Source organism: Helicobacter mesocricetorum (genome assembly GCF_900198605.1).
GTDB lineage: Bacteria > Campylobacterota > Campylobacteria > Campylobacterales > Helicobacteraceae > Helicobacter_D > Helicobacter_D mesocricetorum.
The window spans coordinates 35,556-50,249 of sequence record NZ_FZPJ01000020.1 but is presented as its reverse complement, the minus strand read 5'-3'; the positions used below and the strand labels follow the sequence as shown (position 1 = coordinate 50,249).

Below are 14,694 nucleotides of genomic sequence, written 5' to 3'. Positions count from 1 at the left end.
TAAGTATCATCTCCTTTATTATTTAAACTATCCTACCACAAATAATTAAATCAAGAATCTAACTAATCCAATCAACCTAAACTAACTAAACTAAGTATCCACCTAACCTAAAGATTCTAAAAAATAAAAAAACCAACCAACCCCCTCAACCTTAAAACCTTACAAACAAGAGTAGGAAACTTAAGCTTTGATATAGAATTAATCATTGCTATATAATAACTCTAATAGATAATAAACAAAGCTGTCCTAATTGCTTGTAAGGTTTTAAACTTAAGGGAGTAAAAGACTAAATAGAGTTTAAATAGTAAAGAAACTAAAGTTTCAATAGTAAAAAGAATCAAACAATTCTTTAAATTATTAAACGAGATTCCTTTAAGAAGTAAAGAATTTTTTTTCGTGGCGGTGAGAACCCTTAGTTTGCAAGCAAACTTTTCCCAAGCCACTCTCAAAACTCTTTACTTCTTAAAGCTTTACTTTTTCTTTATTGTCCTCTTTAAAGAAGAATCCAAAGAATAAAAGAAAACAAAAACAATAACCCAACCCCCTTAATCTTAAAACCTTACAAACAAGAGTAGGAAACCTAAGCTTTGATAACAACCTGTCCTTAGCAAAAAGGATTAAGATTCTTTTAGGATTAGGGCTGTATGGTGAAAAAATTCTAAGATAGACTCTCGCATTTGTGTAGGATTAGTTAAAGTATTGATTTTATTCCTAAACTCACCTGCTCCCTCTAATCCTTTAGAATATGCGTGGAGATTTTTGCGAAACATAATAGCTCCATAATCTCCTCTAAACTCTATACTTCTATCAAAATGCTCTAAAGTTACTTGCTTTCTTAGTGTGATAGATTCTTCTAAATTGTCTTTAATTTGTGTAAAAATCCAAGGCTTTTGTATAGCGGCTCTCCCTATCATCAATCCATCTGCACCTGTGAATTCTTTGACTTCTTGGGCTATTTTTGGAGAGTTTATCTCGCCATTGGCAATAAGGGGGCATTTTAGAATGCTTTTCATCGTTTTGATGGCTTGATAATCGATTTTTTCTTTTTTATAACCATCACTTTTAGTGCGTCCATGAACAACCACATAATCAATAGGGCAGTCATTGAGTGCATTAGCGATTTCAAGAGGTATTTTTTTATCAAATCCTAGTCGCACTTTGACGCTTAAATAGGGTATTTTGCTGATTTTTTTCAAGAATGTTAGGATAATAGTGAGCTTATTGAGATCCTTTAAAAGTGAGCTTCCGCTTCCGTGGCTTGAGACTTTTGGGGCTGGACAACCACAATTTAAATCAAGGATTTGTATAGAATCTAAAGTATTTAAAAACTCTATGGCTTTTTGGATAATATTTAAATCATTACCCGCAATTTGTAGTGCAAAAGGATTTTCTAGCGGAGACTTTTCTACCATTTTCATTGTTTTTTTATTTTTAAAGGCAAGGGCGTGTGCGCTAATCATTTCGCTAACGGTAATATCTGCGCCGAATTTTTTTACAACCTCCCTAAAGGGCAAATCTGTATATCCTGCAAGTGGTGCTAACATTAGAGTGTTTGGAGGTAGAATGGTGTTTTGCAAAAATAGCCTTTAGAGTTTTTGGAATCTTAACAAAAAACACACAATAAAGCGGTAAGATTTTTCAAAACAATGATAAGGAAAAACGATGAAAAAGATTTTTTTAGCTTTGGTTTTAATGAGTTTGGGAAGTATCCCTATGTTAGCTGATATTCACGGAGAAATTGTTTTTGTCAATGATATGGCTAAAACTATCACATTGTCAAGTCCTAATGGAAATATAGAAATACAAATTTATCCTCATACGAAGCTAAAAGGGGATGATTGTGGATTATTTGGTATGTGGGACACTTATGGGGGTTTTTCGTCATTGCAGCCGGGAATGTTTGTTGAGATAGATATTATCCCTCAAGCAGAGGGTGTTTTTGGCGCAAGAGAAGTAGAGTGGAAATGTGGAAGAAGAGCCTATTAAATTATCTTAAATGTATCATTAAGCAATTTTAGATAGCTTTGCCTTAGAGAGATTAGGGGGTTTTGTAGTTTTAAGTTTGTATCCAATGCTAGAGGTGCTTGATGAGAGATAAACATAGCAATAAAATGAAATTTGGTAGCCTTGCAAAGTGGATTTAATAACTATGACGCAAAAAAGTTTTTTATAAGCTTATAGGATTTGCAAAAGATAGCAAAGGGAATAATCCCTTTGGATTATTCTAAAGCAATAGGCTGGGTAAAAGGAGTGTGTGTGCCAACTCCAAGAACTTTATTCTTCTTCCATTCTTCTAAAAATTTTGTTCTTACTTTAGCCGCTTCTTCTTTGTCTATATCATAGGTTACACTAATGTGTGGTTGGATATTTTGCACATCAAAGGTATGGAGTAAATCTGCCCAAAATATGAGTTTGTCTTTACCCTTTTGAATGCTTAGGATATTATGTCCGGGTGTGTGTCCATAGGCTTTTATGGCTTTTATTTCTAAAGAGCTATCAAAGAGTTTATCGTTGTGATTAAAAAATTCTTTATTTTCTTGAAATTGTGTAAGAATCTCCTTTGCCTTGACTTCTTGATTTATCCAATAATTGTATTCCTTTTCGTCAATGAGTAGCTTTGCATTAGGAAAGGTTTTTTTGCCATTTTGGGTTAATCCTCCTATGTGGTCCATATGCCCGTGTGTAATGATGATATGTGTAATATCTTCAAAATTTACTCCAGCTTTTTTTAAGAACATTTGGAGTTTTTCTATGGTGTTTTCATATCCTGTATCCACTAAGGCTATGAATTTTGCGTCTTTAATAAGCATAATATTGTGTTCATTGGTTTTGTTTTTGCCCTCATACATCTCTTTGATTAACTCCTTTTCAGAATCTAAATGGGGTAAGAGTATAGAAGGGTTTATAGGGGAAGTCTTTAAAGAAAAGATATAAATATCACTATCTTTTAATTTAAGATGATATTCATTGCCAAATACAATATAGGGCAGTAGAAAAATTAGAACTAATATTTTATACATTGGGGTTTCTCCTTAAATAATATAACTAGCGAATTATAATCATCCCCTAAAAAAATAAGCTTAAATTAGGGTTGGAATGTATTTTTAAGTGATAATGCGGATTTATGGTTAATTGCAATTCCCACAAAGGGAATAATCTTTAAAAGAAGTTTTCGATTATAATTTTAAGCTCATTGGGAGAATATAGTTTTGATTTGGAGGAATGCTCCCTAATTGTTTCATTGATAAAACCATTAATCTCTTTTAAGGCATCAGTATTATCTGTCTTTTTTGTATTTTCTAAAATCTTTAAATACACTTCTCCTAGCTTATCAAGCATTTCTTTTTTAGCTATTCGGGTGTTTTTGGTTTTTTGTTAGAATCATTTGTTTCACTAGGGCTATAAGAGCTTGGCATTCCTTTTGAAAACTTGCCATATTCACTAAGTTTTGTATAAGGAGATTCTGCTTTTGCAAAAGTATCATAAGTGAGAGCATACATTAGCATAATACCCTCTCTTTGAAACTCTCCTTTTTTGTTTTTATAATCCCGCATTAAAGGGGTATTCAAAGGAAAATTAAAATTCCAAAGAGCATCATTTTTAAACATCTGTTGGATTTCATTTTCAGAATAAGATTCTTTAGAATTAAACTTTCCTTGTGTAAGATCTTGTAACTCTTCATAGGCATAAGAGATACCTGCGATGATGTCAATGCTATCATATATTGGATGAATATCATCCCTACTACCCTCTCTTGCGATAGGAATAGTCGATACATCATAGATTGCTTGCAAGGCATTTTTATGAATCTTATAATCACTAGGTAGATTAGTAGCTTTTAAAAACTCTTCTCCCATAAAGCCATATTCATCAGTAGCATAGCCTCCAAAGGTGTTTTTAGAATCATTATTATTTAGAGATACTTCATTCCTTTTAAAATTAGCCAGATTAGGAGTGTTTAAAAAATCTTGCATCTGACTTGTTGCCTTTGAGGCTAGGCTTTGTTCTTGTTCTAAAGTGTTTTGGAAGCTAAGGGGGTTGGTGTCTAATCTACTTTGCCTAATGCCTTTCCCTATGAAATTACCGCCTCCAAGATAATCAAAAGCATTGATGAAAGATTCAGGAGGGAGATACCATTCTGCATAGCCACCCCCTCCAGCTTTTTTTTAATTTTTCTTGTAAGGATTGTAGATAAATTTCTCTACGAGCATTAGAAACGGAATAATCACTTTGTATGTTTAAAGGTTTGTAAGAAGTGTTTGTTGTCATAATTTATCCTTTTTAGATAATTATGCGTCCTTGCAAAAGTTTTAATCCTTTATTGTTTAGTTAAAGTCTTTGTAACTCCCTCATTTGTGCTAGTGCTAGATTTTTCAAGCTTTCTTGATAATCATTAGGGTTGAGTTTATCTCCCAGAAGTGGCATTGGGCTTTTTAATTCTTCTGCATTTTCTGTTTTGGCTAACATATTGGCAAAGCTTGTAGAATTATCTGGAACGATAAAATCACTAGAGAGGGTAAATAGTGTATGGTTAAGTGGTGTGATGTTTGGTGTTTGCATAGTTGCTCCTAAATTTCTAAAGAAATTTCATTAAACTTAGCCTTAGTGGCAAGAGCAATAAAGTCTAACTCTTGAGCTAAGAGTGAGCTTATCAATCCTAAACTTATGCCTAAACTTAAGAATAACTTTTTCATAACTAACTCCTTCAATGTATAATTTAACAATTTTTATCCTAGCAAATTTTATTCCAATAAGAAAAGACTCTTTACTTCTTTAAAGAATGTTTTAATAAGAAGTTACAACAAGGTAGCATTAATAGATATTTTAGAATCTATTTAGTGTATTGGTTGCCTTGTAATACTTCTCCCACACTATTTTAGAATGTAGATTCTTATTTGCTTATTTTCTTTGATTTGGAGATTTTAGATGTTTTAAATATCATCATTGATAAAGTGAAATTTTATTCTTTATTGATAGGTATTTTTTGGATTATAGTGTGCTATGCAATGTTGTAAAGCTTTATTGCTAATTAAAATTTACAAATAAGGAACACAATGTTTAAAAGGACTTTACTCTCTATTTCTATTTATTTTCTATGAGCTTTGCCTCTGATCCTATTACCATAGATTCACTTTTTAAAAAGCAAATTGGTTTAAGGAGTATTACAAGTTTAAGTTATCTCAATAGTGGGAATGCTTATATTTATAATCTCTATCCGACACTTGTAGCACAACCTGATACGAGAACTTGGAAAGATACAAAGCAGGTTTCTATTAGCCAATCTTTTGTTTATACCCTTATCCCAAAATTTGATTTACTTGTTGCTGGAAATGGAAGTTATAAGCAAAATGAATATACGAGAAACCTTGGTAGAGAATATGCTTCTGAAAAGGAGTTTTGGCTTTGATTCTTTGTGGGTTGGTGGGATTTATACAGGAAGTAGCCTTTGGAGCATATTTGTCCCACAAGTTACTTTACAAAGTGGAATACTGCAAAGAGAGAAACATTTTGATGAAAGAAAAAGCTTTATTTTTAAATCTTTTTCTGCACAATTTGCGTTAAGAAATTATTCTGATCCTATTGTTTCATCAGTCTATATTGGAGGGGTTTATAATGCAGATAGAAAGTTTAATTATGGGAAGCTAAAATATGGAAATAATATTAACTTTGGGCTAGATATGTCTATAGTCCTAAGCCCAAAGGTTTCTTTAGATGTTGGATTGCAACAAAGATTCCAAACTGCTTCAGCATTTGAGGGAAGAAAAACTTCAAATTCTTATTCTATTCCCACATTTTCTTTGGGTGCAACTTATAGCTTGAATTCTGATACTGCAATTTCTGTATCTGGAACTGCTGGTGGAAGCTCCTCTGCTCCTGATAGTGTTTTTACAATAAGCTTTTGGAAGAAATTTTAAGTAATATTTAAGTGAGATTGTTTAATGAATAAAGCTATTTTTATTTTTCTATGTTCTTCTCATCTTTGCTTTAGCTTTCCTGTGAAATCTCTCCAAGAAATCCATAATCAAAATGTTATTAGGCAACATTTTGAGGAATCTTGTGGGGCTTCTTCATTGGCTACCTTAGTAAATCTATTCACTTTTAAACAATATACAGAGCAAGATATATTGGCACTTTTAAAACAAAAAACCGATATGTTAAGCTTTAAAGAATTACAACAACTTGCTATCACTTTAGGCTACGATATAAAAGGATTCCAGCTCTCCAGAGAGATATTAGAACAGACTTCTTATCCCTTGCTTGTAAAAATAGAAAATGATCCTAGGTATCCACATTTTGTAGTAATTGTGAATTATCAAGGCGATTTTATTAGGGTGCTTGATCCAAGTTTTGGGGAATATATTAGCACCAAGAAAGAATTTTATTCTATTTGGGATAAGGATGAAATAGGAGGTTATGCTTTAATTATAACCTCTAAGGATAACCTTAAGCCTGTCATAAAAGATTTAGAGTTTCCCAGTGAAAGGTTTTTTAAATAAGGTTTTAAACATCTAAGCATTAGGGATTCTAGCTTCTTTAGGAGTCTTAACTTCTTGAGTATCTCTAGCTTCTTTGCGTTCCTCTAAATCGACCATCACTGTATTTGCACTACGCGTATAAATGCAAAAATTCTTTACTATCCCCACCTTTATTAAGATAAGTCTCTTTTAAAATATCCTTCATCTGCGTTAATAATCTATCCTTTGTATCTTCAAACTCACTTTCTGTTGGTATAGGTAATGCCTTATAATAATCATTAAATTCTACATTGCTATTCGGAGATTCGCTACTATCAATGCCAGTGCCTATTATTTGAGGTCCATAGTTTCCCCTTGTATCAAAGCTTACTCCTTTATGTTGATAGAATGTAAAATTCTCAATAGAATCTAAAATCTTATCTATCTTGGATTGTTCTGATTCTTGTGTATTTAAGAGGGTTTTATCTATGCGAGAAATATCATCCTCAAGTATTTTATCAAAAAACCTTAGATTTGTATGGGAGATAAATTGATTTGAAATATTTGCCATACGATATTTTTACAAAAGTAGCAAAAACGAAGATTTGGTGGAGCTGTGGGGAATCAAACCCCAGTCCAAAAATTAGACCAACACCGCTGGATTACATGCTTTTTAGGGTTTTCATCTTTTTTGTGAAGCAAAACTTCCTAAAATCATTCACAAAGACAGCCAAAACTTCATCTTGCCTTGGCGGAGCAAGATTGCATCTAGCAGAAATGATATTTTTGGAAAATAGCTAGAATCTTTGCCAAAAATAGCTCCAAAAGCTTGATAAACTTACGCAGCTTTAGCGTAAGCTGGAGCGTAATTTGCGTTGTTTGCGTTTATATTTAGTGCGCGGGTTTTACAACTTCGTGCAAGTTGGCATGCAGCTAGAGCCATCTAAATCCTGTCGAAATTCAAATCAGCCCCGAATAGGGTATGGATTGTAGCATAAATAATGCTAAAATATAGTAAAATTTTCTTTTAAATGGAGGCTAGTAATGAGTATTCAAAGTTCTATAAAATCTACGACTATCACGCAAATTAAAAAAAAGAAAAACCAAGAAAAAATCACAATGATAACTGCTTATGATGCCCTCTTTGCTAAGATTTTTGATGGAGAGGTGGATATGATATTAGTGGGTGATAGTTTGCGTATGAGTTTTTTTGGGGCTTGTGATACTCTAAGCGCAGATTTTGAGAGTATGATTTATCACACACAAGCGGTTTGTAATGGGGTAAAGCAAAGCTTGGTAGTGTGTGATTTGCCTTTTGGGGCTTTAGCCAATGCTCAAGAAACCTTAGCTTGGTGTATTGAGATTTATAAAAAAACCAATGCACAAGCTATTAAGATTGAGGGGGGTATGGAGGCTAGTGATATGGTTAAGCTTTTAGTGGAGAATGGAATCTCTGTTATGGCTCATATTGGATTAAAACCTCATTTTGTGAGGTCTGAGGGTGGATATAAGATTCAAGGAAAAGATTCAAAGAGTGTGGAAGAATTATTAAAAACTGCTAAAGTTATGGAAGAATGTGGAGCCTTTAGTATCCTCATAGAGGGTGTTAAAGCAGAAGTCGCAGGACAAATTACAAAAAGCGTTGAGATTCCTGTTATTGGGATTGGGAGTGGTAGAGATGTCGATGGACAGGTTTTGGTATGGAGTGATGCTTTAGGGTTTTTTGAGGACTTTAAACCTAAATTTGTGCGTCAGTATTTAAAAGGGGCAGAACTTGTTAGGAAAGCTTTAAAAGAATATGTGCAAGATGTTAAAAATGGGGATTTTCCTAATGATGATGAGAGTTATTAGGAGTTATTAAGAGTGGAAAGAATTGTCGAAATAGAAAAGATGGCATTAGAAAGTGAGGAGGAGGTTAGGCTACGTCCCTCTACTTGGGATGATTATATTGGACAAGAAAAGTTAAAGAAAAATTTGCAAGTCTTTATTAATGCGGCTAAAAAGCGTAAAGAAGTTTTAGATCATATTTTATTATTTGGTCCCCCGGGGCTTGGAAAAACTACTTTAGCGCATATTATTAGTAGCGAAATGAATACTTCTATTAAAGTTACCGCAGCCCCTATGATTGAGAAAGCAGGAGATTTAGCCGCAATTTTAACCAATTTAAGTGAGGGTGAGATTTTATTTATTGATGAGATTCATAGGCTCTCTCCTGCGATTGAGGAAATTTTGTATCCGGCTATGGAGGATTTTAGGTTAGATATTATTATTGGGAGTGGTCCTGCCGCTCAAACGGTGAAAATTGATTTACCCCATTTTACCTTAATTGGCGCAACAACAAGGGCGGGAATGATTAGTAATCCTTTACGCGATAGATTTGGAATGCAGTTTCGTATGCAATTTTATGAACAAGAAGAATTAGCAAGGATTGTGGGTATTGCTTCTATTAAATTACAAAAGGAATGCTTGAAAGAGGGTGCTTTAGAAATCGCCAAACGTTCAAGAGGGACACCTAGAATAGCTTTAAGACTTTTAAAGAGGGTTAGAGATTTTGCGGAGGTAGCAGAAGAGGGGGTTATTACCAAAGAGCGCACTGAATATGCTTTAAATGAATTAGGGGTTAATGAATATGGCTTTGATGAGCTTGATTTGCGTTTTTTAAAGATTATTTGCGAGAGCAGGGGGCGCCCTATTGGGCTTAGCACCTTAGCAGCAGCAATGAGTGAAGATGAGGGGACAATCGAAGATGTGATTGAGCCTTATTTACTTATTAATGGGTTTTTAGAGCGCACAGCTAGAGGAAGAATTGCGACACAAAAAACTTATGAACTCTTTAGTTTTAGTAGAAGTGATAGTTTATTTTAAGGCATTGTTTTGCTTAAAAGTCATTTCATAAGTATAGCTATTATAAAGGCAAGGAATGCTAAAAATACCTATGATGCTTATTGCACATATTTTGTGTGAGAAATGTAAAGACAAAATATAGAGTTACATAGAGTTTGTCGTGATAGTTTCAATGGCTTTATTTGGGGTTATTATAAGCGTTTAGCATTAAAACGAAGTTTTGTTTGATGACTAATAATATTGGATAAAGATAATCTTGGATATTTCAATAAAGTAAGCCCAATTAGTTTATTTTGAAAATAAAAAAGCTAAAGAAACTAGATAAAATAAAGCAGTAAGATATGCACAATATAGCTATATTGCTTATCTTGGATTGGTTGCAGTTTTTACTATAATGATAATTATGTATTCTTTAAATATAAAGAATAGAATAATGAGTAAAGATTTAACAAAAGTGGTTTTTATCTACATAGAGCTATATTGCACCTATATTTACATTTTCTGATGTATTTAAATAATGGAGCAAACAAGGGGTGGTAGTTCTGGTAATCGTGAAATTAAAAATGCAAAAAGTGGGTAAGAGAATAATTGGTAAAAGAAAGGTTAGGGTGGAATGGATTTATTGGTTAAGTGTTGTGGGAAGAATCCTTATTTACTTAGGGACTTTTGGGTATCCTCTTTAAAAAAGTGAGAGTATGGAGATGTTGGGTATTTTAAAAATACTTTAAATGTAAATAAAGTGAAATAGGTGTTTATTCTTCAAAGTGGCTAACTAAAGCAACAGCCATAGCGGCGATTAAATCACTCTCATCAAATCTTTCTTGAGGTAGCAAGTCGTTGATTTTTGCCTCTAAATAAGAAGTATCAAAATTGCCTTTTCTAAAGTCCTTATCATTGCAGATATTGATAAGAAAAGGAATGGTAGTCTTTACTCCCCGTATTTTAAACTCATTTAAAGCCCTATGGAGCTTTTTGACGGCTAAATCGTAGCTTCCGGCTTTAACAATGAGCTTTGCAACCATTGAATCATAAAATGGAGGAATGGTAAAATCTTTGTAAATATAACTATCTACCCGCACAAAAGGACCAAGTGAGGGATAATAAGCAGTAATAGTTCCGGGATTTGGTATAAAATCATTATGAACATCCTCTGCATTAATTCTAGCTTCAATCGCATATCCTTGAGGGTGAATATCACTTTGTGTTAAATCTAAAATTTCACCATTTGCGATTCTAATTTGCCTAGCAATTAAATCCAAACCTGTAATCTCCTCTGTTACGCCGTGTTCTACTTGGATTCTTGTGTTCATTTCCATAAAATAAAAATCGTTACTATCATCTACTAAAAATTCCACAGTTCCTGCATTGGTGTATTTAGCTGCTTTTGCTGCTGCGACTGCGACAGTTCCCATTCTGCGACGCAAATCAGAACTAATTGTTGGACAAGGTGCAATTTCAATAAGTTTTTGGTGACGTCTTTGAATCGAACAATCCCTTTCTAAAAGGTGAATAACATTGCCATAATTATCGGCTAGAATTTGGAATTCAATATGACGCGGGTTTTGAATATACTTTTCCATAAAAACATCATCATTTTTAAAAAAGGTTAGAGCTTCCCTTTTACAAGCATTAAAAGATGCTTCTAATTCTTCTTCTTTCCAGACTACGCGTATCCCTCTACCACCTCCTCCGCTACTTGCTTTAAGAATAATGGGGTAGCCAATTTTGTTAGCAATTTTATAAATCTCATAGATGCTTAAAGCATTAAGTGGTTCAGTTCCAGGAACTACGGGGATTCCATTAGCTATCATTAAGTTTCTTGCTGCATTTTTATCCCCCATTTTAGCAATGACTTCACTATTTGGTCCAATCCATACAAGCCCTGCTTCTTTTACCTTTTTAGCAAAAAGTGCATTTTCACTCAAAAAGCCATATCCCGGATGGATAGCTTCAGCTTCAAGTGCTTTAGCGGCTTCGATGATTAAATCAGGATTTAAATAGCCTTTAATGGGATCTTCGCTGATTGCATAAGTATAAGTTGCCATTTTAACATGTAGGCTTTCTCTATCGGCGTGTGAATAAATCGCAATAGATTCAATGCTTAAATCATTACAGGCACGGATTATCCTTACAGCAATTTCACCACGATTAGCAATTAAGATTCTTTTAAACATAAGAACTCCCAAATTGAAGTTGATTGGTTATTTTATACTTTATTCTTTTATTCTATGCTTGAAAGTTTTGTAAAACTTTTTAAATGTGTTAGAATTCTCACATTTTTACACATTCAAAGGCAGAAAATGGATTTTATTAATGCTGCAATTTTAGGGATAGTAGAGGGATTAACAGAGTTTTTACCTATTTCATCAACCGGACATTTAATTCTAGTTTCAAAGTTATTGGGAATCCCTGAAAATCCTTTTCATAAGGTTTTTGAAGTTGTTATCCAATTGGGTTCTATTTTAGCGGTTATTTTTATTTTTTGGGAAAAGCTTTATAAGAATAGTTGGGATTTATGGATAAAGCTAATGATTGGTTTTTTACCTGCAGGGATTTTGGGATTTTTGTTTTATAGTGTTATTAAATCCCTTTTTAATCCTTTGATTGTGGCTATTATGTTGATTATAGGAGGAATTGTTTTTATCGTGGTGGAATTTTTCTATAAAGAAAAAACACATTTCATTCAAGAAGTTTCGCAAATTTCTTATAAACAGGCTTTATGGATTGGATGTTTTCAGGCTTTAGCATTGATACCCGGAACTTCAAGGAGTGGATCTACTATTATTGGTGGGTTGTTGTTAGGTTGCAATCGGAAGGTTGCTGCAGAATTTTCATTTTTATTAGCACTTCCTGCTATGGTGGTTGCAAGTGGTTATAGCCTCTATAAAAATTATAATCTCTTAAATGTGGATAATTTTTTATTGCTTCTTGTTGGATTTATTGTAGCCTTTTTTTCGGCTTTAATAGCTGTGAGATTTTTTTTAGGATTTATTGCTCGTTTTAATTTTATTCCTTTTGGAGTGTATAGGATTATCTTGGGTGTGATATGTTTATTTTATTTAGATGTGCTTTAATTGGTTTTGCTCTAAGTAATCTATCTCTTCTTGTGTGAATCCTGCCTTAAGACGCGCCTTAGTGTTTAATAGAGAATTTGCTTTAGGGAAAGAGAAATGATGTTTTTGCAAAATTTTAAAATATGTCTTAGAATGCTCTTTAAGAGGGATTTTTTCTAAATTACAGCAATAATGAAACCATATATCTCCTTTAGAAACATGGGAAATTTCCTCATTTAAAATAATATTTAAGACTTTTAATAATTCTTCTTTAATAGGGTGTTTGCTGGTGCTAACTTTTGCGCAAAGAAAAGGATTGACATCTAGCCCAACGGCTTCCATACCTCTAGGGATTACAGCTATCCTATCTAGTAGGATATTGCAATTTTGCATACAATCAAAGAGTGTGGTATGCACCCCAAAATCTCCATATTTATACCCTAAGTGATTTAAAAGATTATGTAATGCTAAAAAATGTTGCACCTCTTCTTTGGCAACTTCTATCCAGTCAAAATAGTATTGCAAGGGCAGGTTTCTAAAACGATAGGCACAATCAAGGGCTAAATCAATAGCACTAAATTCAATATGTGTAATAGAGTGTAAAAGATGCGCAAAATTCAAGTCTGTTTTTAAGACTTTTCCTTGTGGGACTTTGTGTTTTGGGAGGATAGTGCAGAAATTTGCAAAAGTAGGTCTTTCAAGCAAAAATATAGGTTCATCGACAAATTTTAGCGAATAAAAATGCGCATAAATATCTTGCACAAGGGTGCATTTTTCTTCTGCACTTGTTGCTTGAAGGGCTTGATAAAGGAGAGCAAAAAAACTCAATAATAAAACCTTGTTAATGAAAAATCCGTCTAAATTATATCCAAAAGTTAGGTATTTCAGTTATAATTCTTTGAGATGATTAAAGATTAGGAATTACTATGGAAATTCAATCAGAAGTTCAATCAAGAAGTTTTGTAAAAATTATTGGATTAGTGCTTGTTGTTTTCTTTTTAGGAGCAGGACTTTTTATGCTCTCTTCTGAGGGATTTGAGAGGAATAAGCCAGTGATTAAGACTTCTTTAGAGCCTAGCTGGAATCTCAATGGAGATTTTTTTATTTATTTAAGTGATGATACAGGCATTAAGGATTATAGAGTATCTTATGAAGGAGATTTAAAAGAATCTTTTTTACCAACCAAAATGGCTCCCTTTAGTGAATGCCCTTTTGTGGCTAAAGATGAGGAAAATGGCATTTGTCTTGCTATAGAAAAGCCAAATATCCCCACAAAAAATATTCAATCTTTAAATCTCATAGTGGAAGTAACAGATAAGAGCAAGTGGAATTTTTTTAGCGGTAATAAAACTTTAGAGAATATTGCTATTACAATAGATACCAAAAAGCCACAATTAGCAGTTGTATCCAATTCTTATAGGATTACACAAGGTGGAAGTGCTTTAGTGATTTTTAGAGTTGAAGATGAGAATTTAGAAAAGATTAGAATCTCCAATGGTGAAAACGAATTTATTCCTCAGCCTTTTTATAAAGAGGGTTATTATATTTCTTTGTTGGCTTGGCCTAAAAATAATCTAGCCTTTAATGCAAAGATTTATGCTAGTGATACAGCAGGTAATGTCAGTGTTGCTCCTATTAATTTCTTCGCGGTCAAAAAAGAGTATAGAAAATCTAACATTTCCCTGACAGATTCTTTTATTGATGGAAAAATTTCAAGTCTAGTAGAAGAGATAGGAGATAGGAGTTTAGAGAGTTTTGTTGATAAGCTTTCTATTTTTAAGTATATTAATGAAGATATAAGGCAATATAGCGAAAAACACATTATGCAAGCGGGTGCTACTTTTTCTTTAGAAACCATAGAGGATTTTCAAATCTCTGCTTTCTCTCCTCTTAAGAATGCTGCAGTAACGGCTAGTTTTGGGGATCATCGCACTTTTATTTATCAAGGGGAAGTGGTGGGTTATTCTAACCATATGGGCTTAGATTTAGCAAGTGTCAAACAAGCTCCTATTATTTTAAGCAATCCGGGTGAGGTTATAGTTGATGAATTTATCGGAATCGATGGAAATGCTTTAGTTATCCATCATGGTCTTGGGTTGTCTTCTCTTTATGCACATTTAACAAAATCCTTAGTGGATATTGGTGATAAGGTGGAGAGAGGAACTATAATAGGCAATACGGGCAATACAGGTTTATCATTGGGTGATCATTTGCATTTTGGGGTTTTAGTTCAAGGATATGAGGTATGGACTGCTGAATGGATGGATTCTAAATGGATTGAAAATAACATTACAAAAGTTATTGTTGAGGCTAAAGGAATTATTAATAGTTTATAGGAATGA

18 protein-coding genes and 1 other RNA gene are annotated in these 14,694 nt (G+C 33.3%); 8 read left to right on the top strand and 11 right to left on the bottom strand.

What is annotated here, in order from left to right; all coding sequences use genetic code 11:
- Nucleotides 1–617: 617 nt before the first annotated feature.
- Nucleotides 618–1,544: a tRNA dihydrouridine synthase gene (locus C6H18_RS05830; RefSeq protein WP_104722176.1), complete on the bottom strand. Its 927-nt coding sequence runs from the start codon at nt 1,542–1,544 to the stop codon at nt 618–620.
- A gap of 118 nt (nt 1,545–1,662) precedes the next feature.
- Between C6H18_RS05830 and C6H18_RS05825 the strand changes: the two genes are divergently transcribed.
- Nucleotides 1,663–1,986 carry a hypothetical protein gene (locus tag C6H18_RS05825; protein WP_104722171.1) on the top strand — a complete coding sequence of 108 codons (324 nt, stop codon included), beginning with the start codon at nt 1,663–1,665 and terminating at the stop codon, nt 1,984–1,986.
- Nucleotides 1,987–2,219: 233 nt separating this feature from the next.
- On the opposite strand, the gene C6H18_RS05820 is transcribed toward C6H18_RS05825, so the two are convergent.
- The 6 genes from C6H18_RS05820 to C6H18_RS09710 all read right to left on the bottom strand — a co-directional run bounded on the left by C6H18_RS05820 (nt 2,220) and on the right by C6H18_RS09710 (nt 4,694).
- Nucleotides 2,220–3,020, bottom strand: coding sequence for an MBL fold metallo-hydrolase (locus tag C6H18_RS05820; RefSeq protein ID WP_104722170.1), 801 nt, complete (start codon nt 3,018–3,020; stop codon nt 2,220–2,222).
- A gap of 139 nt (nt 3,021–3,159) precedes the next feature.
- Nucleotides 3,160–3,339: a hypothetical protein gene (locus tag C6H18_RS05815; RefSeq protein WP_104722169.1), complete on the bottom strand. Its 180-nt coding sequence runs from the start codon at nt 3,337–3,339 to the stop codon at nt 3,160–3,162.
- Between the two features lie 11 nt (nt 3,340–3,350).
- On the bottom strand, nt 3,351–3,974 hold the full coding sequence (locus C6H18_RS05810; protein WP_104722168.1) for a hypothetical protein: 624 nt from the start codon (nt 3,972–3,974) through the stop codon (nt 3,351–3,353).
- Between the two features lie 145 nt (nt 3,975–4,119).
- Nucleotides 4,120–4,269: a hypothetical protein gene (locus C6H18_RS09445; protein WP_158654876.1), complete on the bottom strand. Its 150-nt coding sequence runs from the start codon at nt 4,267–4,269 to the stop codon at nt 4,120–4,122.
- A gap of 60 nt (nt 4,270–4,329) precedes the next feature.
- A complete protein-coding gene (locus C6H18_RS05805) occupies nt 4,330–4,560 on the bottom strand; it encodes a hypothetical protein (protein WP_104722167.1) in 231 nt (76 codons plus the stop codon).
- Nucleotides 4,561–4,568: 8 nt separating this feature from the next.
- Nucleotides 4,569–4,694, bottom strand: coding sequence for a hypothetical protein (locus tag C6H18_RS09710; RefSeq protein WP_267891869.1), 126 nt, complete (start codon nt 4,692–4,694; stop codon nt 4,569–4,571).
- 401 nt (nt 4,695–5,095) lie between these two features.
- Here C6H18_RS09710 and C6H18_RS09775 point away from each other — a divergent pair, with 401 nt between their 5' ends.
- Genes C6H18_RS09775 through C6H18_RS05795 form a run of 3 tightly spaced genes read left to right on the top strand, consistent with a single transcriptional unit; the run spans nt 5,096 to nt 6,497 of the window.
- Nucleotides 5,096–5,407, top strand: coding sequence for a nucleoid-structuring protein H-NS (locus C6H18_RS09775; protein ID WP_233704083.1), 312 nt, complete (start codon nt 5,096–5,098; stop codon nt 5,405–5,407).
- Complete coding sequence (locus C6H18_RS05800; protein ID WP_233704082.1) at nt 5,349–5,915, top strand: hypothetical protein; 567 nt, start codon at nt 5,349–5,351, stop codon at nt 5,913–5,915. Before C6H18_RS09775 ends, C6H18_RS05800 begins: the two co-directional genes overlap by 59 nt.
- 24 nt (nt 5,916–5,939) lie before the next feature.
- On the top strand, nt 5,940–6,497 hold the full coding sequence (locus tag C6H18_RS05795; RefSeq protein WP_104722166.1) for a C39 family peptidase: 558 nt from the start codon (nt 5,940–5,942) through the stop codon (nt 6,495–6,497).
- A gap of 109 nt (nt 6,498–6,606) precedes the next feature.
- Here C6H18_RS05795 and C6H18_RS05790 read toward each other — a convergent pair whose 3' ends face one another.
- Together C6H18_RS05790 and ssrA are read right to left on the bottom strand one after the other, a co-directional pair.
- The gene (locus tag C6H18_RS05790; protein WP_104722165.1) at nt 6,607–7,026 is read right to left on the bottom strand and encodes a hypothetical protein; all 420 of its coding nucleotides are present in this window, start codon (nt 7,024–7,026) and stop codon (nt 6,607–6,609) included.
- Nucleotides 7,027–7,061: 35 nt separating this feature from the next.
- Nucleotides 7,062–7,428: a transfer-messenger RNA gene (ssrA, locus tag C6H18_RS05785) on the bottom strand.
- A gap of 71 nt (nt 7,429–7,499) precedes the next feature.
- Between ssrA and panB the strand changes: the two genes are divergently transcribed.
- Together panB and ruvB are read left to right on the top strand one after the other, a co-directional pair.
- Nucleotides 7,500–8,306 carry a 3-methyl-2-oxobutanoate hydroxymethyltransferase gene (gene panB / locus C6H18_RS05780; protein WP_104722164.1) on the top strand — a complete coding sequence of 269 codons (807 nt, stop codon included), beginning with the start codon at nt 7,500–7,502 and terminating at the stop codon, nt 8,304–8,306.
- A gap of 12 nt (nt 8,307–8,318) precedes the next feature.
- On the top strand, nt 8,319–9,320 hold the full coding sequence (ruvB, locus tag C6H18_RS05775; RefSeq protein WP_104722163.1) for a Holliday junction branch migration DNA helicase RuvB: 1,002 nt from the start codon (nt 8,319–8,321) through the stop codon (nt 9,318–9,320).
- Between the two features lie 731 nt (nt 9,321–10,051).
- On the opposite strand, the gene C6H18_RS05770 is transcribed toward ruvB, so the two are convergent.
- A complete protein-coding gene (locus C6H18_RS05770) occupies nt 10,052–11,473 on the bottom strand; it encodes an acetyl-CoA carboxylase subunit A (protein WP_104722162.1) in 1,422 nt (473 codons plus the stop codon).
- Between the two features lie 126 nt (nt 11,474–11,599).
- Here C6H18_RS05770 and C6H18_RS05765 point away from each other — a divergent pair, with 126 nt between their 5' ends.
- Nucleotides 11,600–12,373 (top strand): undecaprenyl-diphosphate phosphatase, encoded by a 774-nt coding sequence (locus tag C6H18_RS05765; protein WP_104722161.1) that lies wholly within the window; start codon nt 11,600–11,602, stop codon nt 12,371–12,373.
- On the opposite strand, the gene C6H18_RS05760 is transcribed toward C6H18_RS05765, so the two are convergent.
- Nucleotides 12,359–13,180, bottom strand: coding sequence for a ferritin-like domain-containing protein (locus tag C6H18_RS05760; protein WP_104722160.1), 822 nt, complete (start codon nt 13,178–13,180; stop codon nt 12,359–12,361). The two genes, C6H18_RS05765 and C6H18_RS05760, sit on opposite strands and share 15 nt — an antisense overlap.
- Nucleotides 13,181–13,278: 98 nt before the next feature.
- Here C6H18_RS05760 and C6H18_RS05755 point away from each other — a divergent pair, with 98 nt between their 5' ends.
- Complete coding sequence (locus C6H18_RS05755; protein ID WP_104722159.1) at nt 13,279–14,688, top strand: M23 family metallopeptidase; 1,410 nt, start codon at nt 13,279–13,281, stop codon at nt 14,686–14,688.
- Nucleotides 14,689–14,694: the final 6 nt, after the last annotated feature.